The 26099-nt window shown below is 69.3% G+C and carries 17 protein-coding genes and 1 tRNA gene; 7 read left to right on the top strand and 11 right to left on the bottom strand.

What is annotated here, in order from left to right:
• Nucleotides 1-16: 16 nt before the first annotated feature.
• A complete protein-coding gene (gene rluD / locus ACJ7IV_RS02430) occupies nucleotides 17-976 on the bottom strand; it encodes a 23S rRNA pseudouridine(1911/1915/1917) synthase RluD (RefSeq protein WP_483865607.1) in 960 nt (319 codons plus the stop codon).
• Between the two features lie 138 nt (nucleotides 977-1114).
• Here rluD and ACJ7IV_RS02425 point away from each other — a divergent pair, with 138 nt between their 5' ends.
• Together ACJ7IV_RS02425 and ACJ7IV_RS02420 are read left to right on the top strand one after the other, a co-directional pair.
• Complete coding sequence (locus tag ACJ7IV_RS02425) at nucleotides 1115-1984, top strand: outer membrane protein assembly factor BamD (RefSeq protein WP_483865606.1); 870 nt, start codon at nucleotides 1115-1117, stop codon at nucleotides 1982-1984.
• A gap of 197 nt (nucleotides 1985-2181) precedes the next feature.
• On the top strand, nucleotides 2182-3978 hold the full coding sequence (locus ACJ7IV_RS02420; RefSeq protein ID WP_483865605.1) for a diguanylate cyclase domain-containing protein: 1797 nt from the start codon (nucleotides 2182-2184) through the stop codon (nucleotides 3976-3978).
• Between the two features lie 115 nt (nucleotides 3979-4093).
• Here ACJ7IV_RS02420 and ACJ7IV_RS02415 read toward each other — a convergent pair whose 3' ends face one another.
• Nucleotides 4094-5725, bottom strand: coding sequence for an NAD+ synthase (locus ACJ7IV_RS02415; RefSeq protein ID WP_483865604.1), 1632 nt, complete (start codon nucleotides 5723-5725; stop codon nucleotides 4094-4096).
• 96 nt (nucleotides 5726-5821) lie between these two features.
• On the opposite strand from ACJ7IV_RS02415, the gene ACJ7IV_RS02410 reads away from it, so the two are divergent.
• Nucleotides 5822-6118, top strand: a complete 297-nt coding sequence (locus ACJ7IV_RS02410) for a PP0621 family protein (RefSeq protein WP_483865603.1) — start codon at nucleotides 5822-5824, stop codon at nucleotides 6116-6118.
• Nucleotides 6119-6169: 51 nt separating this feature from the next.
• Here the strand turns inward: ACJ7IV_RS02410 and radD are convergent, their stop codons facing one another.
• The 3 genes from radD to purL all read right to left on the bottom strand — a co-directional run bounded on the left by radD (nucleotide 6170) and on the right by purL (nucleotide 12953).
• On the bottom strand, nucleotides 6170-7987 hold the full coding sequence (gene radD / locus ACJ7IV_RS02405) for a DNA repair helicase RadD (RefSeq protein WP_483865602.1): 1818 nt from the start codon (nucleotides 7985-7987) through the stop codon (nucleotides 6170-6172).
• Between the two features lie 50 nt (nucleotides 7988-8037).
• Nucleotides 8038-8850, bottom strand: coding sequence for an enoyl-CoA hydratase-related protein (locus ACJ7IV_RS02400; protein ID WP_483865601.1), 813 nt, complete (start codon nucleotides 8848-8850; stop codon nucleotides 8038-8040).
• 155 nt (nucleotides 8851-9005) lie between these two features.
• Complete coding sequence (purL, locus tag ACJ7IV_RS02395; protein WP_483865600.1) at nucleotides 9006-12953, bottom strand: phosphoribosylformylglycinamidine synthase; 3948 nt, start codon at nucleotides 12951-12953, stop codon at nucleotides 9006-9008.
• Between the two features lie 155 nt (nucleotides 12954-13108).
• On the opposite strand from purL, the gene mltF reads away from it, so the two are divergent.
• The gene (gene mltF / locus ACJ7IV_RS02390; RefSeq protein ID WP_483866537.1) at nucleotides 13109-14545 is read left to right on the top strand and encodes a membrane-bound lytic murein transglycosylase MltF; all 1437 of its coding nucleotides are present in this window, start codon (nucleotides 13109-13111) and stop codon (nucleotides 14543-14545) included.
• 3 nt (nucleotides 14546-14548) lie between these two features.
• Here the strand turns inward: mltF and tadA are convergent, their stop codons facing one another.
• On the bottom strand, nucleotides 14549-15007 hold the full coding sequence (gene tadA, locus ACJ7IV_RS02385) for a tRNA adenosine(34) deaminase TadA (RefSeq protein ID WP_232913166.1): 459 nt from the start codon (nucleotides 15005-15007) through the stop codon (nucleotides 14549-14551).
• Between the two features lie 75 nt (nucleotides 15008-15082).
• On the opposite strand from tadA, the gene ACJ7IV_RS02380 reads away from it, so the two are divergent.
• The 3 genes from ACJ7IV_RS02380 (at nucleotide 15083) to ACJ7IV_RS02370 (ending at nucleotide 19660) form a co-directional block, all read left to right on the top strand.
• On the top strand, nucleotides 15083-15904 hold the full coding sequence (locus ACJ7IV_RS02380) for an acyl-CoA thioesterase (protein ID WP_483865599.1): 822 nt from the start codon (nucleotides 15083-15085) through the stop codon (nucleotides 15902-15904).
• 35 nt (nucleotides 15905-15939) lie between these two features.
• A tRNA-Thr gene (locus ACJ7IV_RS02375) sits at nucleotides 15940-16015 on the top strand.
• A gap of 150 nt (nucleotides 16016-16165) precedes the next feature.
• Nucleotides 16166-19660: a bifunctional diguanylate cyclase/phosphodiesterase gene (locus ACJ7IV_RS02370; protein WP_483865598.1), complete on the top strand. Its 3495-nt coding sequence runs from the start codon at nucleotides 16166-16168 to the stop codon at nucleotides 19658-19660.
• A 21-nt stretch (nucleotides 19661-19681) separates the two neighbouring features.
• On the opposite strand, the gene ACJ7IV_RS02365 is transcribed toward ACJ7IV_RS02370, so the two are convergent.
• The 5 genes from ACJ7IV_RS02365 to ACJ7IV_RS02345 form a co-directional block, all read right to left on the bottom strand.
• Nucleotides 19682-20434, bottom strand: a complete 753-nt coding sequence (locus ACJ7IV_RS02365) for an SDR family NAD(P)-dependent oxidoreductase (protein WP_483865597.1) — start codon at nucleotides 20432-20434, stop codon at nucleotides 19682-19684.
• A gap of 112 nt (nucleotides 20435-20546) precedes the next feature.
• Nucleotides 20547-21827, bottom strand: coding sequence for a Y-family DNA polymerase (locus ACJ7IV_RS02360; RefSeq protein WP_483865596.1), 1281 nt, complete (start codon nucleotides 21825-21827; stop codon nucleotides 20547-20549).
• Nucleotides 21824-22282 carry a LexA family protein gene (locus ACJ7IV_RS02355; RefSeq protein WP_483865595.1) on the bottom strand — a complete coding sequence of 153 codons (459 nt, stop codon included), beginning with the start codon at nucleotides 22280-22282 and terminating at the stop codon, nucleotides 21824-21826. The genes ACJ7IV_RS02360 and ACJ7IV_RS02355 overlap by 4 nt, the downstream gene beginning before the upstream one ends.
• 140 nt (nucleotides 22283-22422) lie before the next feature.
• Complete coding sequence (locus tag ACJ7IV_RS02350; protein WP_483865594.1) at nucleotides 22423-22890, bottom strand: hypothetical protein; 468 nt, start codon at nucleotides 22888-22890, stop codon at nucleotides 22423-22425.
• 112 nt (nucleotides 22891-23002) lie between these two features.
• A complete protein-coding gene (locus ACJ7IV_RS02345; RefSeq protein WP_483865593.1) occupies nucleotides 23003-26056 on the bottom strand; it encodes an EAL domain-containing protein in 3054 nt (1017 codons plus the stop codon).
• Nucleotides 26057-26099 lie beyond the last annotated feature (43 nt).

Below are 26099 nucleotides of genomic sequence, written 5' to 3'. Positions count from 1 at the left end.
CGGCACAGCAGGGAAGTCAGCGCATCGTCTGGTGGTCGTCGCGTAGGTAGTCGAGCAGCATCAGAAGGTCGTCCGGCAGCGCCGCACGGAAGCTCACCTGCTCGCCACTCCCCGGGTGCACGAAGGCCAGCTTGCGCGCATGCAGTGCCTGGCGCGGAAACTCGCGCAGGATCTCCTTGAGCGTCTCCGAGGCCCCGGCGGGCAGCTTGAGACGGCCGCCGTAGACGGGGTCGCCGACCAGGGGATAGCGCAGATGGGCGAGATGCACGCGAATCTGGTGGGTACGCCCGGTCTCAAGCCGACAGCGCACGTGGGTATGGGCGCGGAAGCGCTCCACCACCCGGTAATGGGTCACCGCCGGCTTGCCGGAGGCGGTCACCGCCTGGCGCTTGCGATCCTTGGGGTGCCGGCCGATGGGCGCATCCACCGTACCACCGGCAGTCATCACGCCCACGCAGATCGCATCGTACTCCCGCGACACCGTGCGCGCCTGCAGCTGCTCCACCAGCGCCGTCTGGGCGGTCAGGGTCCTGGCCACCACCATCAGGCCGCTGGTCTCCTTGTCCAGGCGATGGACGATGCCGGCCCGGGGCACCGACGCCAGCGCCGGGTCGTGGTGCAGCAGGGCATTGAGCAGGGTGCCATCCGGATTGCCTGCCGCCGGGTGCACCACCAACCCCGGCGGCTTGTTGATCACCAGCACCTGATCGTCCTCGTGGACCACATCCAGGGGAATATCCTCGGGCTCGAAACGAGTATCGTCCTCGACCTCGGTGCAAAGGCGCAGCCACTCGCCGCCATAGACCTTGTCCTTGGGCCGTGCCGGTCGCTCGTCCAGGGTCAGGTCGCCGGCCTTGATCCAGGCCTTGAGGCGCTCGCGGGAGAATTCGGCGAAGAGTTCCGCGGCGGCCTGGTCGAGGCGCTGACCGGCCATGGCGTCGGGAACACGCTGCTGTGCTTCGAAGGTCTGGGACATGGAAGAGGGTGACCGTTTGCGGGGATCGGGATCGAGGCGCCGCCGATGACTGCGTTTTGCCACGCAGTGCTTTATAGTGAGCGGGTTTAGAGCCGATTCTAACACGGCCTGTCCGCGTTGTTTGCCACGAGGATCACGATGCGCGTTTCCAACTCCCCTGCCCGTTTCGCGGCCCTGCTCCTGGCCACCAGCCTGCTGACCGGCTGCTCGCTGTTCGGCGGTGGCGCCGATGACTCTCGCGACGAGGGTGCCAGCACCGCCTCGCAGGTCGCGGATGAAGAGGTCGAGTATGCCGACCTCGGCGAGCGCGAGCTCTACGAGGAGGCGCGCGAATCCCTGGACCGCGGCAACTTCACCGCCGCCATCTCCCGGCTCGAGGCGCTGGACACCCGCTTCCCGTTCGGCGGTCACGCCGAGCAGGCCCAGCTGGAGCTGATCTACGCCTACTACGAGATCGACGACTGGGAAGCGACCCGCGCCGCGGCCAACCGCTTTATCCGCCTGCATCCCAGCCACCCCCAGGCCGACTATGCGCTCTACATGCGCGGGCTGGCCGCCTGGCAGGCTGGCCGCTTCAGCCTCGAGCGCCTCAAGCTGATCGATATCTCCAAGCGCGACCTGGGCGCTTCCCGCGACGCCTATACCGACTTCCGCGAGCTCGTCCGGCTCTACCCCGACAGCCAGTACGCCCCGGATGCCCGCCAGCGCATCGTCTACCTGCGCAACCTGCTGTCACGCCATGAGCTGCACGTGGCCGACTACTACATGCGCCGTGGCGCCTATCTGGCCGCCGTGGAGCGGGGGCGCTGGGTGGTCGAGAACTACCCGGAAAGCGAGGCGACTCGTGATGCCCTGGCGGTCATGGTCGAGGGCTACCTGGGCCTGGAGATGCGCGACCGCGCCCGCGAGGTGCTCCGGGTGCTGATCGACAACGCACCCGACCACGACCAGCTGCGTGGCCGCACCTTCGAGCCGCGCCATGTCGACGCCGAGTCGCTCTCGGCCTGACCTGCCGACCTCGCCTGCTCTCGAAGGGCCCGTCAGCCTCGCTGGCGGGCCCTTTGTGTGACTGTGGCCCAAGGTACTAAAGCCCCTCAACGCTGACCCTAGGTATACTGAGGCCATCAGCACACCACGGCTCCCCTACCGATAGGCCCCCCATGAGTCCAGGCGACCCGTCGCGCGTCACTCAGCGAATCCGCCGGATGCACCGGCACATCCGGATCCTGGCCGCCCTGGGCATCCTGATCACCGGCCTGCTGGCCGGACTCGCCACCGCCCTGCCCTTCTATCTGGCCGCCCGCGACAGCGTCGAGGAAACGACCCGCCTCGGGGCCGAAGCCCAGGCGGCAGCCCTGCATCATGAACTGACCCGCTACGTCGATATCGCCCGCCAGCTCGCCAGCCGCAGCGAGATTCGCATGCGCCTTGAGCAGTACGCCCTGGGAGAGGTCTCGCTGCCGGCACTACGGCGCTTCACCGAGCCCCGGCTGGCCGATGCCCTCGACGAGATCCGTGACATCCGGGGCATACTGCGCCTGGGCCCCGCAGACGAGACGGTCGCGCAACTGGGCGCGCCCCCGGCGATGCTCCCGGCACCGGCGAAGGCGCGCGATGCAGACAGCTGCCGGGTCACCCTGGCACGGGACACCCCTTCGCTGCTGCAGACCTGCCTGACGATTGCCGGACAGCATGGCCAACCCATCGGTCGCGACATCCTGATCTTCAGCACCGAGCGGCTCGCCGCGCTGCTCGAGGATGGCCGACGCTTCGGCCCCAACGTGCGCCAGGTGCTGGTCGAGCAGGAAAGCGGACTCCAGCTCACCTCCACCGCGTCGGGAGCGAGCCTCGCTCCCCTCGACCCGGCACGCAGCGAGCCGCATCAGGCCATCTACCGCGTGCCCCTCGAGACCCCCGGCTGGGAGCTGCGGGTGGTGATCCCCGATACCGATATCCTGCACGCCGTCTGGGACCAGCTGCTGTGGCCCGTGATTGCGGTAGGCCTGCTGACCCTGCTCGGCACCGCCGTCGTCAGCCGCGCCCTTGCCCCGCTGCTCACCCAGGTGGCCAACCAGGCGCAGCGGCTGGCCGAGACCGACGAGGAACTGAGTCAGGCGGCCAGCGTCTTCCGCCATGCCCACGAGGCGATCGCCATCACCGATGCCGACCAGCACCTGCTCGACATCAACCCGGCCTTCACCCGACTGCTGGGCTACCCTCCCGAGGCAGTGAGGGAACAGCCGCTGCAGGCGCTGATCGCCGCCCATGGCGACACTTCCGAGCCGCTGGACGCGGGCAGAGAATCCCTGGCCCAGCGGGATGCCTGGCAGGGCGAGGTACGCTACCGCCGCGCCGATGGCAGCATCCTCACCGCCCTGCAGACCATCAGCACGGTGCGCGACGAGGAGGGGCGGCCACGGCGTCATATCCATATCTTCAACGACATCACCGCCCAGAAGGCCGCCGAGGCGGAGGTCCAGCATCGCGCCCTGCACGACGAACTGACCGGACTGCCCAACCGCCTCCACCTCGAGCAGCATCTGGAGCAGGGACTGCGCCTGGCACACCGCGAGGCATTCGGGCTGGGAGTCCTGTTCCTGGACCTCGACCATTTCAAGGAGGTCAACGACAGCCTCGGTCATGCCGCCGGCGACGACCTGCTGCGAGCCGTGACCCGGCGCCTGCGCGAGACACTACGCGAGGCCGACTTCCTGGCCCGACTGGGCGGTGACGAGTTCGTCGCCGTGCTGCTGCCGCTCCACGACGACCGGAGCGCCATCCGCGTGGCGGACAAGCTGATCGAGGCCCTCACCGAGCCCTTCCCCCTCGACGGGCACGAGATTCATATCGGCGTCTCCGTGGGGATTGCCCGCTACCCCGAAGATGGTGACGGCTGGCAGGAACTGCTCGGGGCCGCCGACGCGGCGATGTACCGTGCCAAGCAGGACGGCCGCAACACCTGGCGACAACACTCCCGCCACCCGGGCCCGACCGAGACCTGACATCGCCGACGCCCCTGGCCGCGCACCCCGGAATGCAGAAACCGGCGCTGCCAGTGGCAGCGCCGGTTTCTTGGCTTCCATTCGCGGTCGACCTGGCGCGGTCACGCCCCAGGGGTCACTCCCCCGGCTGCCAGCCGTTGACGATGGGGTAGCGGCGATCGCGGCCGAAGCCACGCCGGGTCACCCGCACGCCCACCGGCGCCTGGCGGCGCTTGTACTCGCAGCGGTCCACAAGCTTGACCACCCGGTAGACGTCGTCGCGGTCGAAGCCCGCCTCGATGATCGCCTCGGCGCTCATGTCGCCCTCGATATAGCGCACCAGGATGGCGTCCAGGGTGTCGTAGTCGGGTAGCGAATCACTGTCCTGCTGGTCCGGGGCAAGCTCCGCGGAGGGCGGGCGCTCGATCACCCGCTCGGGGATCGCCGGCGACTGGGTGTTGCGCCAGCGCGCCAGGCGATAGACCCAGGTCTTGTAGACATCCTTGATGGCGTTGTAGCCGCCCACCATGTCGCCGTAGAGCGTGGCGTAGCCCACCGCCATCTCGCTCTTGTTGCCGGTGGTCAGCACCATCAGGCCCTTCTTGTTGGAGAGTGCCATCAGCAGCACGCCGCGACAGCGCGACTGCAGGTTCTCCTCGGTGGTATCGCGCTGCGTGCCCTCGAAGGCCCCGGCGAGGGTCGTCATGAACGCCTCCACCATGGGCTCGATGGGCATCACCTCGTAGTGCACGCCGAGCATGTCGGCCTGCCTGGCGGCATCCTCCTTCGAGATATCCGCGGTGTAGTGGTAGGGCATCATCACCGCCTCCACCCGCTGCGGGCCCAGGGCGTCCACGGCGATGGCCAGCGACAGCGCGGAATCGATCCCCCCCGAGAGCCCGAGCACCACGCCCTCGAAGCCACTCTTGTTGACGTAGTCGCGCAGGCCGGTGACCAGCGCACAGTAGAGGTTCTCCTCCGGCGAGACGTCGGGTTCGGTCTCCCCGGCCTGGGGCACCCAGGCGCCCTGCTGGTGGATGAACTGCACCGGCATCACCCCCACCGCCCAGTGGGGGGCCTGCACCACCAGCTCGCCGGCGGCATCCACGCAGGCCGATCCGCCGTCGAACACCAGCTCGTCCTGGCCGCCGATCTGGTTGACGTAGACGATGGGCAGCGCCACCGCCGCGGCGCGCTCCTCCAGCAGGCGCAGCCGCTCGGCGGGCTTGTCCTGATGGAAGGGCGAGGCGTTGAGGCTGATCAGGATCTCGGCACCGGCCTCCTTCGCCTGGCGCGCCGGCGCCTCCTCCCAGAGGTCCTCGCAGATCAGCAGGCCCAGCTTCGCCCCACGATGCTCGATCACCAGCGGCTCGCTGCCACGAGCGAAGTAGCGCTGTTCGTCAAACACCTCGTAGTTGGGCAGCGCCTGCTTGGCGTACTCACCCAGCCACTCGCCGTCGAAGAGCGCGCCGGCCAGGTTCCAGAGCCGTCCCTCGCGGCGGCCGGGATAGCCGACGATCACCAGCACGTCGCGCACCACCTTCTCTGCCATGCGGGTACGCGCCGCACGCAGGCGAGTCTCCATGGAGGGGCGCAGCAGCAGGTCCTCCGGCGGATAGCCGGTCAGGAACAGCTCGGGGAGCACCACGATATCGGCGCCATGCTCGATGCGCGCCTCACGCACCGCCTCGATGGCGCGTTCGGTGTTGCCGGGAATATCCCCTACCAGAGGGTCCAGCTGAGCCATCACCAGCGTCAGGTCTTGCATGGGCTTGGAAATCTCTCGAGAATCGATGTATGCCCTCATTGTCCCGCATGGGCGGCCGACTGGCAAAGCCGACCACCCCACCTGGGAGCCACCTGGATGAACCTCTTGATAATTCGCCTGATCATCTTCGCCGTGCTGTTCCTGGCCGGCCTCAAGCTGTACCGCATCTACCGGGAATGGAAACTGGAGCGCGAAGAGCTGCTGGAGGACGACCGCGAGGGCGCCGGGGGCAATCAGATGGTTCGCTGCGCCTGGTGCCAGGTGCATGTACCGGAGGGCGAAGCCCAGCGCGAGAGAGGCCAGTGGTTCTGCTCCAGCGCCCACCGCGACCGCTACCTCCAGGAGCAGCAGGAACAGGAAGACCGGGACGGCGATGACGAGCCGCATTCTTGAGTCGCCCTCCCTTCCCACGCCCGGCTTGCCCTCGAGGCAATGCCGGCTGACCTACCCCGCCTCGACCGCGCGGCGGTAGCGCCCGGTATAGTCGAAGAGCTTCTCGCGCACCTGCCAGTGGCGCCCCACCTTGCGCCCCACCACGAAATCCGGATGGCGTAGTCGCCGCTGTTCGGCAACCACCTCATCTGGCGTGGTGGGCCGGAAGGGCACCCCCGGGGCCCGCAGGTGCTGGCGAAGGAAGGCCGCGGCGAAGGCGCCTCGCTGGGCCGGGGTCTCCAGGGCGAACCACTCGGACAGCGTTACGCCCTCCTCGTCATGATAGGTGACCTTGAGCCGCGCCAGGCCGCGGCCATTGACGGTGGCCTCGAGCTGCATGCCGGCGACCCGCAGTACCCGGGCGTCGCGCAGGCGCAGCGCCTCCTTCAGCTTGTCGTCGGCGTCCACCAGCAGGGTCTGGCAGCCGTGACAGCGCCGGGCGGCGATATCGTTCTCGGCGCCGCACTCCCCGCACACCTTGAAGCGAAAGCGAAACGAACACTGCTCCATCGCCGTCGTCGTCGATGTCGACGTTGAATTTCCGCTTTTCGCACGGGGTCGGGCGCTTTCAACAAGCCCCTGGCAGCGGCGGCCGAAGTGCTCGATCACCAGCTCGCCGTCGCGCTTGCCCCAGAACAGGTTGGCGTGTCCGCAGGCCGGGCACTCCACCTGCACCGGCTCGCTGTCGGAGTTGGGCCGGGGCGAGCCCACCTCCGGGGCATAGAGGTCCCAGGGGTTGCCGGCGTAGTCGAGAATCAGGCAGTCGCGCTTGCCCGGCGAGAGGCGCAGCCCGCGGCCGACGATCTGCTGGTAGAGGCTCACCGACTCGGTGGGGCGCAGGATGGCGATCAGGTCCACGTGGGGCGCATCGAAGCCGGTGGTCAGCACCGCCACGTTGACCAGGTACTTGACCTCCCGGGCCTTGAAGGCGGCGATGAGCCGCTCGCGCTCGGCGGAGGGGGTCTCGCCGGTGATCAGCGCCGCCTCGGTCGCCGGCAGGTAGCCCAGGATCTCCTCGGCGTGGGCCACGCTTGCCGCGAACAGCATCACCCCCTGGCGGTCGCGGGCGCGCTCGATGATCTCGGCGATGATGCCCGGCGTGGCGCGGTTGCCCGCAGCCACCCGGTTGAGCTCTTCCTCCCGGAACAGGCCGCTGGTCCCCGGTGTAAGCGCCGAGAAGTCGTAGCGCTCCACCGCCGCATCTATCCTCACCGGCTCGGCGAGATAGCCCTGCTTGACCATCAGGCGCAGGGGCTGCTCGAAGACGCAGTCGCGAAAGAAGCAGTCGGCCTCGCCGCGCACCATACCGTGATGGTGGCGGTGATATATGAAGCCCTGCCCCAGCCGGTAGGGGGTGGCGGTCAGCCCCAGCACCTTGAGGCGCGGGTTGGCCCGGCGCAGCCGCTCGATCACCCGGCGGTAGCTGGCATCCTCGGCGGGAGAGACCCGGTGACACTCGTCGATCACCAGCAGGGTGAAGTCACCATCGTCGAAGCGCTCGAGGCCGCGCACCACCGACTGCACCGAGCCGAACACCACCTGGCGGCCGCTCTCCTTGCGCCCCAGGCCGGCGCTGAAGATATCCGCGGACAGGCCGTAGGCCTGGTACTTGGCGTGGTTCTGCTCCACCAGCTCGCGCACATGGGCCAGCACCAGCACCCGCCCCCGGGCCAGGCGCGCCAGCTCGGCGATCGCCAGCGACTTGCCACTGCCCGTGGGCAGCACCACCACCGCCGGCTCGTCGGAGCCCCGGAAGTGCTCGATCACCCGGCGCACCGCCTCCTGCTGGTAGGGACGAAGGCGAGGCGGGGCGGCGGTGGATGCGGTCATGGGCAGGCTCCGGGGCGGGCGTCCTATCCTAACCGCCGACAGCGGCCTCGTCAGGGGGTAAAGCGCGCGGCTCGGCCGGCCAGGCGAGCCGACATGGCCTCCTGCTGTTCGACCCCGCCGAGGAGACCGGCCTGCAGCCGCGCCTCCAGGGCCAGGCGCGCGCGCACCTCCAGCCCCGGCGCCCGCTCCAGCAGCTCCCCCCAGGCGGCCACCGCCTTCGGCGAATGGCCGGCGATGGCGGCGGCGCTCTCCTGCACCGCGGCCAGCGGCTCCTCGGCGAGCCGGGTGGCAAGCCCCAGCGCCACGGCCTCCTCACCGGAGACCTTGCGGCCGGTCCAGGCCAGTTCCCGCAGCACATCGCCGCGCAGTCCGGCGCCGGTGATGCTGATACCCATGTCGGGGATGATGCCCCAGGGTAGCTCCAGCAGCCCCAGGCGCGCCGCCGGGTGTACCACCCGGATATCGGCCCCCAGGGCGATCTGCAGCCCGCCACCATAGACGTGGCCCTGCAGGGCGGCGATCACCGGTACCCCGGCCTCCCGCCAGCCCAGTGCCAGGCGCTGCACCGGATTGATGCCGTCCGCCGCGTCGGCCTCGATCAGGCTCGGCACTCGCCCGGGTTCGGCCATGATCGCTGCCATGTCCAGGCCGGCGCAGAAGCTCTCGCCCTCCCCCGCCAGCACCACGACACGCAGCCCCTCGAGCTCGCTCAGGCGCCGCTGGGCCGCCAGCAGGCCGTCGATCATCCCCCAGTCCAGCCCGTTGTGGGCCTCCGGGCGCGCCAGGGTGACCTCGGCGACTCCCGACTCGACCACCAGGCGCACCCGCTCCTCGAACTGCTCCTCCATGCTCGCTCCCTCCATATGGCCGCTCCTCCCGCTCAACACCTCAGGGTCTCGAGTGTGCCGCGCCCGGAGCGCTGATTCAAACACCCGTTTCATCCCGGGGAGATGCCGGAAACGACCAGGGCGGCCCGAAGGCCGCCCTGACGGTGATGCTACACGCTGCTTCGGCGGGCTCAGTCCACCCACACCCGGGCATTGCGGAACAGCCGCTGCCAGGCGCCGTCCTGCGTCCACTCCGCCGGACGCCAGGAGTTGGTCACCGCACGCACCACCCGCTCCGGGTGGGGCATCATGATGGTGACCCGGCCGTCCGGGGTGGTCAGGCCGGTGATGCCCGAGGGCGAGCCGTTGGGGTTGGCCGGATAGCGAGTGGTCACCTGGCCATAGTTGTCCACGTAGCGCAGCGCCACCTCGCCGCTTCCCTGCATCCCGCGCAGGTGGGCACTGTCGCGGAACTCGGCACGACCCTCGCCGTGGGCCACGGCGATGGGCAGCCGCGAGCCCTGCATGCCGGCCAGCAGGATCGAGGGACTCTCCTCCACCTGGACCATGGCCACGCGGGCCTCGAACTGCTCGGACTCGTTGCGCACGAAGCGCGGCCAGGCCTCGGCGCCGGGGATCAGCTCCTTGAGCTGGGCCAGCATCTGGCAGCCGTTGCAGACGCCCAGCGAGAAGCTGTCGTCGCGCGCGAAGAAGGCCGCGAACTGCTCACGGGCGCGCTCGTTGAACAGCACCGACTTGGCCCAGCCGCCACCGGCACCCAGCACGTCGCCATAGGAGAAGCCGCCGCAGGCCACCAGGCCCTTGAACTCATCCAGCGACACCCGCCCCGCCAGGATATCGCTCATATGCACATCCACGGCCTCGAAGCCGGCGCGGTCGAAGGCCCAGGCCATCTCCACCTGGCCGTTGACCCCCTGCTCGCGCAGCACCGCCACCGCAGGCCGCGCCAGGTTGAGGTAGGGGGCGGCGATATCCTCATCGACCTCGAAGGTGGGTGTGGCGGAGAGCCCCGGGTCGCGGTCGTCGAGCAGGCCATCGAACTCGCTCTTGGCGCACTCGGGGTTGTCGCGCAGCGCCTGCAGTCGATAGCTGGTCTCGGCCCAGGTGCGCTGGGCGCGCAGCCGGGTGGTCTCCAGCAGCGGCTCCTCGAAGAGGGTGACGCGCACCTGGTCGTCGTAGCGTGGCCGAGCGATGACGCCGCAGGTCTCGAGGCCGGCGGCGGCGAACTGGGCCAGCACCTCCTCGGTGTGTTCGCGGCTCACCTGGATCACCGCGCCCAGCTCCTCGGCGAACAGCGCGTTGAAGGCTTCCACCGGCTCATCCACCAGCCAGTCGAGCTTGATCTCCAGGCCAGCATGGGCGGCGAAGGCCATCTCCAGCAGGGTCACCAGCAGGCCGCCGTCGCTGCGGTCGTGGTAGGCGAGCAGCTTGCCCTCGGCGTTGAGCCCCTGGATTACCGCGAAGAACGCCTTGAGGTCCTCCGGGTCATCCAGGTCCGGGGCCTCGTCACCGACCTGGCCGTAGACCTGGGCAAGCGCCGAGCCGCCCAGGCGGTTCTGCCCCTCGCCCAGGTCGATCAGGATCAGGTCGGACTCGTCCTGCTCCAGGTTGATCTGGGGCGTCAGGGTGCGCATGGCATCGCTGACCGGGGCGAAGCCGGTGATCACCAGGGAGAGCGGCGAGGTGACGCTCTTCTCCTCGGCCTCGCCGTGCCTTTCATCAGAGCCATTCTCCTCCTGCCAGGCGGTACGCATGGACATGGAGTCCTTGCCTACCGGCACGGCGATGCCAAGCTGAGGGCAGAGCTCCATGCCCACCGCATGGACGGCGTCATACAGCGCCTGGTTCTCGCCGGGATGGTCGGCCGCGCTCATCCAGTTGGCGGAGAGCTTGATGTCGGAAAGCTTGTCGATGGGCGCCGCGGCCAGGTTGGTGATCGCCTCGGCCACCGCCAGGCGGGCGCTGGCGGCGGGGTCGATCAGCGCCACCGGCGGACGTTCGCCCATGGCCATGGCCTCGCCCGCATGGGTATCGAAGCTGGCCGTGGTCACGGCGACATCGGCCACCGGCACCTGCCAGGGCCCGACCATCTGGTCGCGGGCCACCTGGCCGGTGATGGAGCGGTCGCCGATGGTGATCAGGAAGCTCTTGGACGCCACGGTGGGCAGGCGCAGCACCCGGTCCATGGCCTCGCGCAGGTCGAGGTTGTCGAGCATCACCCCCGGCAGCTCGTTGGCCTGGCGCTGGAATTCCCGGGTCATCTTCGGCGGCTTGCCGAACAGCACGCTCATCGGCAGGTCGACGGGCTGGCTCTCGAAGTGGCCGTCACGCACCGCCAGGTGGTGGGCCTGGGTGGCCTCGCCGACCACGGCGTAGGGGCAGCGCTCCCGAGCACACAGGGCATCGAAGGTGTCGAGATCCTCGGCCGCTACCGCCAGCACGTAGCGCTCCTGGGCCTCGTTGCACCAGATCTCCAGCGGGCTCATGCCGGGCTCTGCGTTGGGCACCGCGCGCAGGTCGAACTGACCGCCGCGCCCGCCATCCTTGACCAGCTCCGGCAGCGCATTGGAGAGGCCGCCGGCGCCCACGTCGTGGATGAAGCGGATCGGGTTGGCATCGCCCAGCGCCCAGCAGCGGTCGATCACCTCCTGGGCGCGGCGCTCGATCTCGGGGTTGCCGCGCTGCACCGAGGCGAAGTCCAGGTCGGCGCTGGAGGCGCCGGAGGCCATGGAGGAGGCCGCACCGCCACCCAGGCCGATCAGCATGGCCGGGCCGCCCATCACGATGAGCTTGCCACCCACCGGGATCTCGCCCTTCTGCACGTGGCCGTCGCGGACGTTGCCGTAGCCGCCGGCGATCATGATCGGCTTGTGGAAGCCGCGGCGCTCGATGCCGTTGGCACCCAGCGCCTCCTGCTCGTAGGTACGGAAGTAGCCGGTGAGGTTGGGCCGGCCGAATTCGTTGTTGAAGGCCGCGCCGCCGATGGGGCCCTCGAGCATGATCGAAAGCGCCGAGACGATGCGCTCGGGCTTGCCGTAGTCGAAGGCCTCCCAGGGCTGCACGAACTCGGGGATACGCAGGTTGGAGACCGTGAAGCCGCTGAGTCCCGCCTTGGGCTTGCCGCCGATGCCGGTGGCGCCCTCGTCACGGATCTCGCCGCCGGCGCCGGTGGCCGCCCCCGGGTGCGGCGCGATGGCCGTCGGATGGTTGTGGGTCTCCACCTTCATCAGGATCTGGATCGGCTCGGCATGGCCCGCGTAGGTGGCACGCTCTCCCGCCTGACCGGTCAGCGGTGCCGGGAAGAAGCGCGGCGCCTCGCAGCCACGGATCACCGCCGCGTTGTCGCTGTAGGCGGAGAGGATGTCGTCCGGCGAGGCCTGGTAGGTGTTCTTGATCATCTTGAACAGCGAGTGCGTCTGCGCCTCGCCGTCGACCACCCAGTCGGCATTGAAGATCTTGTGGCGACAGTGCTCGGAGTTCGCCTGGGCGAACATCATCAGCTCGACGTCGGTGGGGTTGCGCCCTAGGTCATGGAAGGCCTCGACCAGGTAGTCGATCTCGTCATCCGCCAGGGCCAGGCCCAGCTCGGCGTTGGCGATGACCAGCGCCTCGCGCCCCCCTGCGAGAAGGTCGACACTGCCCAGCGGCGCCGGCTCGTGGTGGGCGAACAGCTTGGCCGCATCGCTCGAGTCGGTGAGCACCGTCTCGGTCATGCGATCGTGGAGGGCGGCGATAATCCGCTCGAAGGCCTTCTCGGAGAGCATCCCCTTGAGCTTGACCCGGTAGGCGATGCCACGCTCGATGCGCCTCACCTGGGACAGGCCGCAGTTATGGGCGATATCGGTCGCCTTGGAGGACCAGGGCGACTGGGTGCCGATACGCGGTACCACCAGGAACAGCTGGCCCTCGCAGACATCCCCATCCCGGGGCTCGACCCCGTAGTCGAGCAACTGCTCCAGCACGGCCAGGGCCTCGCCGGACAGCTCGCCCTCATGGTCGACGAAGTGCACGTATTCCGCCGAGAGGGAGGCGACGTCACCCACGCCGTCGCTCAGGGCGGCCAGCAGCTTGGCATGACGGAAGGCGGAGAGGGCGGGGGCGCCGCGCAGTTCGAGCATATCCAGGAGCCTCTGAGAGTCTTCACGATCGGGGGCCGCGGCCTGCGGCAACGAGCGCACATGATACTGGAAAGCGCAGGTGGCGAGAAATCCGCCACATGACAGCCACGGCCGGGCTGGGTATCGTGGAGGACCTCATCACAGCCCGTCACCGCATGACCCTGATCCCGAACGCCTTCCCGAGGCGTGGTGTTCTCGCCCTGCTGGCGACCCTCGCCCTGTGCCTGATCCCCGAGCCTCCGCGCACCGGAGAGCCGGGCCAGCTCGCGACGATCCTCGCCCGGGAGCTGCTCAGCGTGCACACCCGCAATACCCCCACCACCTACTACGAGGGGCGCGAGGGGCCCACCGGGTTCGAGTACGAGCTGGTGCGCCGCTTCGCCGGACAGCTGGGGGTCAGCCTGACCATTCGCGCCGATCACCATATCGCCAGCGCCCTGGAGGCGGTACGCCAGGAGGGCGACATGGGCGCGGCGGCCCTGCCCCTGGAGCCCGACCTGCCGGGAGTGGTCTTCAGCCGGCCGATCATCGAGCTGCAGCCGGTGGTGGTCTATCGCCGTGGCCTGCCGCCCGTGGAGGCCGCCGACGACCTGCCGGGCCTTTCCATTGGCACCATCGGCGGTGCCGGCACCGGACGGGTATTGAGCGAGCTTCAGGCCGACTATCCGGAACTGCGCTGGGCGGCCTCCGTCGAGGTGGAGGTGGCCGAGCTGCTCGGCCAGGTCGAGGACGGTGAGCTCGACGCGGCGGTGCTCTTCGATCACCAGTTCCGCCTCAACCGGCTGTTCTTCCCCGGCGTGGAGCGAGGCTTCCTGCTCGGCGACCCCCTCTCCATGGCCTGGGCCTTCCCCGCCGAACGCAGCCTGGCGCTGGTCGAGGCCGCCAATCGCTTCATCTCCGAACTGCACGACGCCGGCGAGCTCGACGCCCTGGTGGCTCGCTACTTCGGCCACGACGACTACCTGGAGTATGTCGGCACACGCACCTTCCTCGACCACGTCGAGGAGCGCCTCCCCGACTACGCCGAGCTGTTCCGCGAGGCCGCCCGAGAGTCGGATTTCGACTGGAAGCTGCTGGCCGCGGTGGGCTATCAGGAGTCCCACTGGGATCCCCAGGCCACCTCCCCCACCGGGGTACGCGGGCTGATGATGCTGACCAACGCCACCGCCGGTGACCTGGGCGTCGCCGACCGCCTCGACCCGGCCCAGAGCATCCATGGCGGCGCCCGCTACCTGCGCCAGCTGCACGAGCGCCTGCCCGAGTCGATCCAGGGCGACGACCGCCTCTACATGGCCATGGCGGCCTACAACGTCGGTCTCGGCCATCTCTACGATGCCCGCCGGATCACCGCGCAGCGCGGTGGCGACCCGGACCGGTGGAACGACGTGCGTGAGTCGCTGCCGTTGCTGCAGGAGCGCGAATGGCACAGCCAGACCCGCCACGGCTATGCCCGGGGCGGCGAGCCGGTGATCTATGTGCGCAACATCCGGCGCTATCACGAGATACTCAGCTACGTCGACCGCAGCCGCCGGGAGTTCCCGCGGCTCAACGCCCGGGCAGCGGAAGCCGAGCCGGCCCGCCTGCCCCGCTGAGGCTCACGCCTGGCGACGCGAGGCGAAGAACTCCCGGAGCAGGCGCGACGCGCGCGAGGCCAGCACCCCGCCCTGCACCGCCACATGGTGGTTGTACCAGGGCTGGGCGAAGAGGTTGGCCTTCGACTCCACCATGCCGCTGCGGGGCTCGGCGGCGCCATAGACCAGCCTGGCCAGCCGGGCGTGGATGATCGCCCCGGTGCACATCAGGCAGGGTTCCAGGGTCACGTAGAGGGTGCAGCCATCCAGGCGGTAGTTGCCGAGCCGCGCACCGGCATCGCGCAGGGCCCGGATCTCGGCGTGGGCGCTGGGATCATGGCCGGCCACCGGGGCGTTGTAGCCGGCGCCGATGATCTCGCCGGCGGCATCGACCACTACCGCCCCCACCGGCACCTCGCCGGCGGCAAGCCCCAGGCGGGCCTGATCCAGGGCCCGATGCATGTAGAATTCATCGCTGCGCACCGCCGTCGACTCCGTGTAGACTGGCTTGAAACAACCGTATGAATGGTGGCCATGGCCGCCGCCCAGGAGAGCCCCATGCCCGATGCCCTGAACGACCTGGTGAACCTGCTGGCCCTCGAGCCCCTCGATGAGACCCTGTTCCGCGGCACCAGCCAGGACCTCGGCCTGCCGCAGCTGTTCGGCGGCCAGGTGCTGGGCCAGGCGCTCTCGGCGGCCAACCAGACTGTCTCCGCCGAGCGCCGCGCCCATTCACTGCACGGCTACTTCCTGCGTCCGGGCGACCCCCACCGCCCGGTAGTCTATCAGGTGGACACCATCCGCGACGGCGGCAGCTTCACCACCCGCCGGGTCACCGCCATCCAGAAGGGGCGGCCGATCTTCTTCTGCAGCGCCTCCTTCCACGGCGAGGAGGAGGGCCTCACCCACCAGACCGCGATGCCCGGGGTGACATCACCGGAGCGCCTGATCGAGGACGGCGCCCGGCTGGCTCGCTTCGACAATCACCCCATCGAGTTCCTGCTCGACAGCCAGGAGTGGGAAGCCGGCCAGCCGGCCCGCAAGCGGGTCTGGTTCCGCCTGGTCGGCGATCTTCCCGACGACCCCGCAACCCACCGCAGCCTGCTGGCCTACAGCTCCGACTTCAACCTGCTGACCACCGCCCTGGTGCCCCACGGCATCGACTTCCGCGACCCCAGGCTGCAGATCGCCAGCCTCGACCACGCCCTGTGGCTCCACCACGAGGTGCGCGTCGACGACTGGCTCCTCTACGACATGGACAGCCCCTGGAGCGGCGGCTCTCGTGGCTTCGCTCGCGGCAGCATCTACGACCGCCACGGCCGCCTGGTGGCCTCCACCGCCCAGGAGGGGCTGACCCGGCTGCGCGACGGGGAGGGCTAGCCGCGGCGCCCCGCCGGCGCTACCATGCCTGTCAGGCCGCAATAGCTCAGTTGGTAGAGCAACGCATTCGTAATGCGTAGGTCGGAGGTTCGACTCCTCTTTGCGGCACCAGAAATACCTATGAAAACGGCTACTTGGCGCATCGTCGCGGTAGCCGTTTTGCGTTTCGGGCACTCCGCCACCCCCTCCTCGGCGACGTCAGTCCGTTGAGTCGGTATGCTTCTACGGTCACGGAGCGACTCGCAGGAGTGATCCACCGGCATGGCACGCCCTCCCTACCTCCAGATTCCCCCATGGCTGTGGCTGATCGCCCTGGTCGGGGTGATGCTGTCGCTGGCCACCGCGCAGCAGGCGCGCCGTGATGCCGAGGCCGAGGCGATGCAGCGGCTCGCCTTCAGCGCCGACCAGGTCACCCTGCGTGTCGAGGAGCGCCTCGCTGCCTATGCGCTAATCCTGCGCGGCGCCTCCGCGCTGTTCGACGCCTCGGAAACGGTGGACCGCGGCGAGTGGCGCACCTTCGTCGAGGGCCTGCAGGCTTCGGCGCTGCTCGGCAACGTCGAGGGCATCGGCTTCGCCCGCCATGTGCCCGCCGACCGGCTGGCCGACTATCTGGCAACGGTGCGCGCCGAAGGCTTCACCGACCATGCGATCGCCCCCTCCGGTGAACGTGAGGCCTATGGCCCGGTGCACTACATCGAGCCCTTCAGCGGCCGCAACCGGCACGCCCTGGGCTACGACATGTTCGCCGAGCCCATCCGGCGCGCGGCCATGGAACGGGCCCGGGACACCGGCAAGGCGACCCTTAGCGGGCGGGTCGAGCTGGTCACCGAACAGGGCGAGCCGCAGCCGGCCACCCTGATGTACCTGCCGGTCTATCGCCGCGAGATGCCGGGGGCCAGCACCGCCGAGCGCCGCGACGCCCTGCTCGGCTGGGTCTACATGCCCTACCGCATGTACGACCTGATGGCGGGCATCCTCGACGACCATGACTGGAGCGACGGCCAACCGCTGGTGCTGAGCCTCCACGCGAGCGAGGGCGATACCCGGGGTGAGCCGCTCTACCGCAGCGCGGCGCAGCCCGCCCCCGCCTCGACGTTCCAGCAGACCCGACACATCGATATCGCCGGTCAGACCTGGCGGCTGACCTTCCAGCACAGCGAGCCCGGCACGGCGGTCGACCTCACCGCCGCCGGATGGCGCCTGGCCGGCGGGCTGGCGCTGACCTTCCTGCTCTGTGCCCTGATCGCCTCGCTGCAGGGCACCCGGGCCCGGGCCCTGGCCATGACCCAGGCGCTGACCCGGACCATCCGCCAGCGCGAGGCGCAGCTCGAGCGGGCCGTCTCCCGCCTGAGAACCATCGCCGGGCGCATTCCCGGCGTGGTCTATGAATTCCGCCTCGAACCCGGCGGGCATTCGCACTTCCCCTATGCCAGCGACGGCATGCGGCAGATCTACGGCGTGGCACCGGAACAGGTACAGGACGACGCCACCCCGGTGTTCTCTGCCATCCACCCCGACGACCGCGATGCCGTGGCGGCCTCCATCGCCCGCTCCGGCGAGACCCTCACCCCCTGGCGCCAGGAGTACCGGGTGCGGTTGCCGGGCGACCGGCTGCAGTGGGTGTTTGGCGACGCCCTGCCCCACGCCGAGGCCGATGGCGCCATCACCTGGTATGGCGTGATCACCGATATCACCGAGCGCAAGCAGGCGGAGTTCGCCCTGCATGCCGCCCACTTGGAGACCCGGCGCTTCCGCGAGGCCCTCGACCACGTCGGCTCCTACATCTACATGAAGGATCGGGACTATCGCTACACCTACGCCAACCGCGCCACCCTGACGCTGTTCGGCTGCGATGCCGAGTCGCTGATCGGCAGCGAGGATGCTCACTTCTTCAGCAGCGATACCGTGGCGAGGCTCCACGCGCTGGATCGCCGCGTGCTGGCCGGCGAGCAGACCACCGAGGAGGTGGTCACCCGCGATGCCGATAGCAACCGGCGGGTCTACCTGGAGATCAAGACGCCGATCCGCGACGGGGAGGAGATCGTCGGGCTGCTGGGCATCTCCAGCGATATCACCCTGATCAAGGAGCATGAGCGCCAGCTGGAGTACCTGGCCCACTACGACGCCCTCACCGGCCTGCCCAACCGGGTGCTGCTCGCCGACCGCCTGAGCCAGGCCATGGCCCACGAACAGCGCCTCGAACGCTACCTGGCAGTGATCTACCTGGACCTCGATGGCTTCAAGTCCATCAACGACCGCTTCGGCCACGCCGCCGGCGACCACCTGCTGGTGACCCTGGCCAAGCGGCTGCGCGAGGTGATTCGCGAGGAAGATACCCTGTCGCGCCTGGGCGGTGACGAATTCGTCGCGGTGCTGGTAGACCTCGCCGACACCCGGCTGGCCACGCCCCTGCTGCGCCGCCTGCTCGAGTCCGCCGCCCAGCCGGTGTGGCATGAAGGCCAGCGCCTCGAGGTCAGCGCCAGCCTGGGGGTGACCTTCTATCCCCAAGCGGAGAGCGTCGAGGCCGACCAGCTGCTGCGCCAGGCCGACCAGGCCATGTACCAGGCCAAGCTCGCCGGCAAGAACCGCTTCCACCTGTTCGACCCGGAGCATGACCGCTCGGTACGCAGCCATCACGAAAGCCTGGAGCGCCTGCAGCAAGCGCTGGAGAAGGAGGAGTTCGTGCTCCATTACCAGCCCAAGGTCAACATGCGCAGTGGCGAGGTGATCGGTGTCGAGGCGCTGGTGCGCTGGGCTCACCCCGAGCGCGGCCTGCTCGCCCCGGGTCAGTTCCTGCCCATCATCGAGGAGCATGCGCTGACCGAGGCACTGGGCGAGTGGGTAATCCGCCGCGCCCTGGCCCAGGCCGCCGCCTGGCGGCGCGCTGGCCTGACCCTGCCGGTGAGCGTCAATATGGCGGCCCGCCACCTGCGCCAGCGCGAGCTTCCCGCGCGGCTGGCGGAGCTGCTCGCCGAGCAGCCGACCCTGCCCTCCGGCAGCCTGGAGCTGGAGATCCTCGAGACCAGCGCCCTGGGCGACCTGGCACTGATTACCGAGCTGCTGGAGGCATGCCGGCGCCTCGGCGTACAGGTCTCGCTGGATGACTTCGGCACCGGCTACTCGTCGCTGACCTATCTCAAGCGGCTCCCTGCGGGCACGGTCAAGATCGACCAGAGCTTCGTGCGTGACATCCTGGGCGCCCCGGAGGACATCAAGATCCTCGCCGGCGTGCTGGGGCTGGCCAATGCCTTCGAGCGCCAGGTGATCGCCGAGGGGGTGGAGACCCTGGACCATGGCCAGCTGCTGCTGCGCCTGGGTTGCGAGCTGGGGCAGGGCTACGGCATCGCCCGCCCGATGCCGGCGGAAGCCATCGCCGCCTGGTGCCAGGCGTGGCAACCGCCGGCCAGCTGGGCCCGGCAGGCACCTCTGGCACCCGGCCAGTTGCCGTTGCTGGTTGCCGGCGTGGAGCATCGCGCCTGGTGCCGGCAACTGCATCACGCCCTGGAGGCAGGCGCGGGGCTGTCGGCCTCGCCGCTGGCGAGCCCCCACTGCCACTTCTGCAACTGGCTGGCCCTGGACCACGGTGATGACCTGCCCGACCCGAGCCATCTGGCGGCACTGCACCGGGAGGCGCACGCCCTGGTGGCGGCACTGGTCGAACGCGGCGTCGATGGCGATACCGCCGAGCAGCACCGCCACCTCGACGAGGCCTGTGCGGTGCTGATCGCGGAGATCGAGCGCCTGCTCACCACGTGACCAGGCGCGGGGAGGGTCAGGTCAGGACTTGCCGGCGGTAAAGCCGCCGTCGACCATCAGGGTAGTGCCGGTGACGAAGCTGGCCTCGTCGCTGGCCAGGAACAGGAAGCCGTTGGCGATCTCCTCGGGGCGGCCCAGCCGGGCCATCGGATGCAGGGAGATAAGCTGCTGCAGCAGCTCGTCGTCCAGGGCCTGAAGCAGCGGCGTATCGATGTAGCCCGGCCCGATGGCGTTGACCCGAACCCCCTTGGGTGCCGCCTCGATGCCCAGGGTGCGGGTCAAGTTGACCACCCCGCCCTTGGCCGCGGTGTAGGCGGCGGTCTGGGACTGGCCCATCATGCCGAGGATGGAAGCGCAGTTGACGATGCTGCCGCTGCCCTGGCGATACATCACCCGCAGCGCCGCGCGCGCCACGCGAAAGACCCCGTTGAGGTTGATGTCGATGATGCGCAGGTATTCGTCGTCGCTCACCTCGTCGGAGGGGGTCACGCCGCCGATGCCGGCATTGTTGAATACCGCATCCACGCTACCCAGCTCGGCGACGGTCTCCGCGAACAGGCGGTCGACCTGGGCGGTATCGGTGACGTCGCATGCCTTGAACAGACAGCGGCCGGCATGCCTGGCATCCAGCTCCGCCGCCCGGGCCGCACCCTCGCCACCCTCGAGGTCGGCGATCACCGCGTTGGCCCCCTCCTCCAGGCAACGCTCCACGCTGGCCAGGCCGATACCGCTGGCGCCGCCGGTGACGATGACATTCTTGCCCTTCATTCGCATGAGCTCTGCTCCCTGTGATGACTTCCTGACGACGCACGACCGCGCCGCGGTGTCACCAGTGTAGTCGAGCCGGGGGGCGCCCCGCCCTGTTCTCGCACGGCACTGCGGCCAATTAACGCCCCGTCTTGACGCGCATCAACTCATCCCAGCAGGTGGTGTAGCGCGGCGTGCGTCGCTCGCAGCGCAGCTTCCAGGCATTGTCACGCTGCGGCAGGCCGAAGCGCACCGTGTCACGCCCCATCTCGCGATTGAGCCGGTCCAGGGTCGCCATCAGCCGCTGGCTGCGCGCGCGGCGCACATCGTCCTCGGGTGTCTCGAGCAGCGAGGCCTGACGCCGCTCTACGTCCACCAGGTCGAGCAGCATCACGCCGCACTTCTGGTAGCGGTAGCCCTCCAGGAAGATGGCCGCCAGGGCACGGCTCGCCGCGGCCAGCAGCTCGCGGCTGTCGGCACTGGGTGCCGGCAGCGCCACCACCGCGGCGTTGCGGTACTGGGGCTCGCCGGCCAGGAAGGGATTGGTACGCACGAATACCTGGACCGCCTGGGCCAGGCTGCCCTGGCGACGCAACTTCTCGCCGGCGCGGGCGCAGTGCTGGCGCATGGCTGCCTCCAGCTCGTGACGCTCGCCGGTGAGCCGCCCGAAGGAGCGCGACACCAGCAACCGCCGGCGCGGCTCGCTCATGTCATCGAGGGCGATGGCCGGCCGCCCGCGCAGCTCCCAGACCATGCGCTCCATCACCACCGAAAAGCGGCTGCGTACCCAGCGTGGATCGGCCTCGCGCAGCTGCCAGGCGTTCTCGATGCCCATCAGCGCCAGCCGCTCGGCGCTGCGTCGCGCCACGCCCCACAGGTCATCCACCGGGCAGGCCTCGAGCACCCGTCGAGTGGCCTCACCTTCGGCGTCCAGTCGACAGACACCCTCGAAGGCGGGCTCACGCTTGGCCAGGCGGTTGGCGAGCTTGGCCAGGGTCCGGGTGGGTGCCAGCCCCACGCCCACGGGGATGCCGGTCCAGCGGCCCACGGTGTCGCGCAGCTCGCGGCAGCGCGGCTCGAGCTCGCCATCGGGGAAGCCGGAGAAGCCCACGAAGCTCTCGTCGATGGAGTAGGGCTCCACATCGGGGGAGAACTCGCCCAGCACCTGGTTGACCCGTCGCGACATGTCGCCGTAGAGCGCGTAGTTGCTGGAGAGCAGCACCGCCTGGCGGCGCACCGCCGGTGGCAGCAGGTGCAGCGGCGCGCCCATGGCCACGCCCAGCGCCTTGAGCTCGTGGGAGCGCGCCACCACGCAGCTGTCGTTGTTGGAGAGCACGCCCACCGCTCGCCCCTCCAGGCGCGGGTCGAAGACCCGCTCGCAGCTGACGTAGAAGCTGTTGCCGTCGACCAGGGCAATCACCGCTCGCCTCCCGGCAGGGCGTGGAGCACGTGGGTGACCACACCCCACACGTGGCACTCGCGGCCCGCCAGGGGGATCGGCGCGAAGCGCGGATTGCTGGCCACCAGCCACACCTCGCCGCCGCGCCGCGCCAGGCGCTTGACGGTGGGTTCCCCCTCCAGGGCGATAACCACCACCCGGCCGGGCAGCGGCTCCAGGCTGCGGTCCACCACCAGCAGGTCGGAGTCATGGATGCCGTCGCCGAGCATGGAGTCGCCCTCGGCGCGCACGAAGTAGGTGGCCGCCGGACGCTTCACCACATGCTCGTGGAGGTTGATCTCCGCCTCGAGGTGATCGTCGGCGGGGCTGGGGAAACCCGCCCGCACCCGGCAACCCATCAGCGGCAGGCCGGAAGCCGCGGTACCAGGCTCGGCGCGACCGATCACCCGAGCCCGAGTCGAATCCGTCAATGGCATCACTCCCCTCCTGCATTAACTGTATATAAGATCAGTATTCAGCAGTCGAGGGATTCTGGCAACCCGTCGGCACGCCAGAAACGCAGCGGGCCGCCCGAAGGCGGCCCACTGCTCATGGGCATCGGCGCAGGGTTGCTGTATCAGCCGCGCCCTCCGCCGCCCTGGTTCATCATGCGGCCGCCTCCCTGGCCACGCGGGCTGCGCTGCTGCTGGAGGATCTGCTGGCGCATCTGCTGGCGATGCTCCTGGCGGATGCGTTGGCGCTCGGCATCGGAACCGGCCCCCTGCATGCGCTGGTGATAGTCGCGACGCTGCTGCTGGTTCATCATCGGAAAGCCGTAGATGCCATCCGGGTCGAAGCCGCGCTCCTCGGCGCGCTGGCGCATGAAGCGCTGGTGCTCGGCCTGGATGCGCTGACGCTCCTCCAGGGTGCGGGCCTCGCGGATCTGCTGCTGGAACTGGTCGCGCTCCTGCTGGTTGAGCATCGGACCGCCATAGAGCCGCTCCTCGTCGGCGACATTCTGTGCTTGGGCGAGGCCGACCGACAGGCCCAGCAGGGCAACGGGAAGCAACTTCAGGGAGTGCCTGATGAAGCGTGGGATAGCCATGGTCATCGCGTCCTCTATGAGTGAGTGCCTTTCTTGCTATAGGACGGGAATGCCGACCTGGCCAGCGCAACACCTCCCCGACACGCAGGAATCCCCATGATCTTGTCCCATATCAAGCGATACGCGACAGCGGTAGCTGCTCAAGCGGCAGGGGGCGGCTGAACAGGTACCCCTGGAAGGCATGGCAGTCGTGGGCGATCAGCCAGTCGCGCTGGGCCTCGGTCTCGACCCCCTCGGCGATCACCTCCAGCTCCAGGCTGCGTGCCAGGGCGATGATGCTGGCCACGATGGCCGCCGAAGCCTCGTCGACGAGCAGGTCGCGCACGAAACTCTGGTCGATCTTGAGCTGGTCCAGCGGCAAGCGCTTGATGTAGGAGAGCGAGGAGTAGCCGGTACCGAAGTCATCCAGCGAGAAACGTACGCCTCGCTCACGCAGGCGCAACATCTTGGCCCGCGCCTCGTCGCGCTCCTCCAGGAACAGGCTCTCGGTGACCTCCAGCTTGAGGCGTTCGGCCGGCGCCCGGGTGGCGTCGAGGATCGCCACCACCCGCTCGACGAAGTCCACCTCGCGGAACTGCCGCGGGCTCACGTTCACCGCCAGCGTCAGGTGCCGCCTGGCGGGGTCGGCGGCCCACGCGGCCAGCTGCCGGCAGGCGCTTTCCAGCACCCAGGCGCCGATGGCCACGATCAGGCGGTTCTCCTCGGCCAGGGGGATGAACTCCCCGGGTGGCACGGCTCCCCGCCGGGGGTGCTGCCAGCGCAGCAGGGCCTCGACGCCGCGGATCTCGCCCGAGTCGGTGACCTGGGGCTGGTAGTGGAGGTGGAACTCCTCCCGTGGCAGCGCCTGACGCAGGTCGGCCTCGAGGCGAGCTCGGGCCTGCAGGCGCACCTGCATCTCGGGGTCGAAGAAGCTCAGGGTGTTGCGCCCCGCCCCCTTGGCCTGGAACAGCGCCATGTCGGCCTGCTGGAGCACCTCGTCAAGGCTCGTCTCGTGATCACGGAACAGGGTGATGCCCAGGCTGCCGGTCACCATCAGGCGTTCACCGCCCAGCAGCACGGGGGCCTGCAGGGCCGACAGCAGCTTGTGCGCCACCCGCTCGGCGATCACCGCGACCTCCTCCGGGCGCTCGCCGAGGTCGTGGAGCAGCAGCGCGAACTCGTCGCCCCCCAAGCGGGCCAGGGTATCGGTGTCGCGGACCACCGCCGCCAGTCGCCTGGCCACCGAACGCAGCAGCTGGTCCCCGCTGTGGTGGCCCAGGGTGTCGTTCACCTGCTTGAAGTTGTCGAGGTCCAGGAACATCAGCGCGCCGAAGCGACCGTTGCGGTAGCTGTCACGCAGCACCCCCTCGAGGCGGTCCATGAGCAGGCGACGGTTGGGCAGCCCGGTCAGGGAATCGAAGAAGGCCAGCTGGTGGATCTCCTGCTCGGCCGCCTTGCGCTCGGTGAGATCGCTGAAGGTGGCCACGTAGTGGGTCAGCTCGCCCTCGGCATTGCGCACCGCGCTGATGGTCAGCCACTCGGGGAACACCTCGCCGTTGCGCCGGCGGTTCCAGATCTCGCCCTGCCAGCTGCCGTGGCGCGACACGCTGTCCCACAGCCCCGCATAGAAGGCATCGTCGTGCAGCCCGGAGCTGAGCAGCCGCGGGTTCCTGCCCAGCACCTCCTCCTCGGCGTAGCCGGTGATGCGGGTAAAGGTCTCGTTGACACGCAGGATGATGCCCTCGGCATCGGTGATCAGCATCCCCAGATGGGTCTCGAAGGCGGTGGCGGCGATGCGCAGCTGGGCCTCGGTGGCCCGCTCCTCGGAGACGTCGCGTACCACGGCCAGGGCTCCGCCGGCGTCAGGGCCGCGGGTGCCCAGGGCGCTCAGTACCGAGCGAAAGTGGCGCCACTCGCCGCCAATCTCCAGCCGGTAGTCGAACTCCACCGGCCCGCGGCCATCGCGCAGCTCCGCGAAGGCCGTGGCAAGCTGCTCGGTGAGATCCGTCGGCAGCGCCTCTCGATAGTGGCGCCCGATGAGGTCACGCGAGTCGAGCAGCAGCTCACCGGGGTCGGGGGCATGCACGAAGACGAAGCGACCCGTCTCGTCGAACACGAAGATCATGTCCTGGATCGAGCCCACCAGGGCCTGGAGCCGCGCCTCGCGAGACTGGCTCTCGCGGCGCGCCTGCTCCCGCTCGGCAACGCGCTGGCGCACCTCGGCCTCCAGCCGCAGCCGGTTGAGGTAGTGGCGCAGCACCAGGCCGCCGAGGCCGATCACCGTTGCGGCGATCGCCAGGCGCAGCCAGAGCCGGTGCATCCAGCCCGTCAGCACCGTCGAGACCTCCTCGCCGATCACCGCCACGAAGGGCAGCTCGCCGGCACGACGCATGGTGTAGTAGCGCTCCTCGCCATCCAGGGGCGAGTCGGTACGAAAGCTGTCGCGCTGCTGCCCGCTGTCGATGAAGGCGCGGGTCAGGGGTTCCGAGATCTGCTCGCCCAGTACCTCGAGGGGCTCTGCCCCACCGAAGACGGGACGCCGGGCGATCAGCTGCATCTGGGTATCGATGATGGCGGTGCTCTGCCCCGCTGCCAGGCTCAGGCGATCCAGAGCGTGGGAGAAGGCCGAGAGCTCGAGTTCGGCGCTGACGATGCCCCCTCCGGCCAGGCGCTGGGCATGCACCACTCGGAACTCCTCGACGAAATGCGACCAGAACAGCGGCGTGATGATGCGTTCGCCCGCCGGCGCCTGAAGCAGGTCACGGTGATAGGGCAGCCCGCCCAGGGCATAGCCCGGTGGATAGGCGTCGCTGGACGAGGCCATGACCCGCCCCTGGCTATCCAGCACACTGATCTTGTCGAGAAAGGGAAACTCGTCGCCCAGCGCGGCCAGCCAGTCACCCAGTTCACCCGGAGCTTCGCTGCCCTCGATCCGCGTCGCCACACTGGCCAGCAGCGCCTCACTGGCGGCGAAGGTGCTAGTCACCCACTCGGCCACCAGGTCGGCCCGGGCCACGGTGCGCTCCTGCGCGATCCGGGTATCGCGACGATACTGGTCGAACATCAGGCTCGCGATCACCACCAGCAACAGCAGCACGCCACCCACATAGACGGCGATGGCACGGCGCCTGTCGCGATGGATATCGAGCTCAGCATCGGGTAGCACAAGGACCGGAGAGTGCGGCATGCTGATGGCGATCCCTGCTGGGTGGGTGAGTCCTGCCGGTAGT

This window comes from Halomonas sp. C10-5 (genome assembly GCF_057169305.1).
The sequence above is the reverse complement of the archived record's forward strand: the minus strand, read 5'-3'. Positions and strand labels throughout refer to the sequence as shown.

Coding starts and splice junctions, on each gene's coding strand:
- ACJ7IV_RS02380 (WP_483865599.1), top strand. CDS start 15,083: ATGCCCGATGCCCTGAACGACCTGGTGAACCTGCTGGCCCTCGAGCCC.
- ACJ7IV_RS02415 (WP_483865604.1), bottom strand. CDS start 5,725: ATGCAAGACCTGACGCTGGTGATGGCTCAGCTGGACCCTCTGGTAGGG.
- ACJ7IV_RS02410 (WP_483865603.1), top strand. CDS start 5,822: ATGAACCTCTTGATAATTCGCCTGATCATCTTCGCCGTGCTGTTCCTG.
- ACJ7IV_RS02350 (WP_483865594.1), bottom strand. CDS start 22,890: ATGGCTATCCCACGCTTCATCAGGCACTCCCTGAAGTTGCTTCCCGTT.
- rluD (WP_483865607.1), bottom strand. CDS start 976: ATGTCCCAGACCTTCGAAGCACAGCAGCGTGTTCCCGACGCCATGGCC.
- ACJ7IV_RS02370 (WP_483865598.1), top strand. CDS start 16,166: ATGGCACGCCCTCCCTACCTCCAGATTCCCCCATGGCTGTGGCTGATC.
- ACJ7IV_RS02425 (WP_483865606.1), top strand. CDS start 1,115: ATGCGCGTTTCCAACTCCCCTGCCCGTTTCGCGGCCCTGCTCCTGGCC.
- ACJ7IV_RS02365 (WP_483865597.1), bottom strand. CDS start 20,434: ATGCGAATGAAGGGCAAGAATGTCATCGTCACCGGCGGCGCCAGCGGT.
- ACJ7IV_RS02355 (WP_483865595.1), bottom strand. CDS start 22,282: ATGCCATTGACGGATTCGACTCGGGCTCGGGTGATCGGTCGCGCCGAG.
- radD (WP_483865602.1), bottom strand. CDS start 7,987: ATGACCGCATCCACCGCCGCCCCGCCTCGCCTTCGTCCCTACCAGCAG.
- mltF (WP_483866537.1), top strand. CDS start 13,109: ATGACCCTGATCCCGAACGCCTTCCCGAGGCGTGGTGTTCTCGCCCTG.
- ACJ7IV_RS02420 (WP_483865605.1), top strand. CDS start 2,182: ATGCACCGGCACATCCGGATCCTGGCCGCCCTGGGCATCCTGATCACC.
- ACJ7IV_RS02400 (WP_483865601.1), bottom strand. CDS start 8,850: ATGGAGGGAGCGAGCATGGAGGAGCAGTTCGAGGAGCGGGTGCGCCTG.
- purL (WP_483865600.1), bottom strand. CDS start 12,953: ATGCTCGAACTGCGCGGCGCCCCCGCCCTCTCCGCCTTCCGTCATGCC.
- ACJ7IV_RS02345 (WP_483865593.1), bottom strand. CDS start 26,056: ATGCCGCACTCTCCGGTCCTTGTGCTACCCGATGCTGAGCTCGATATC.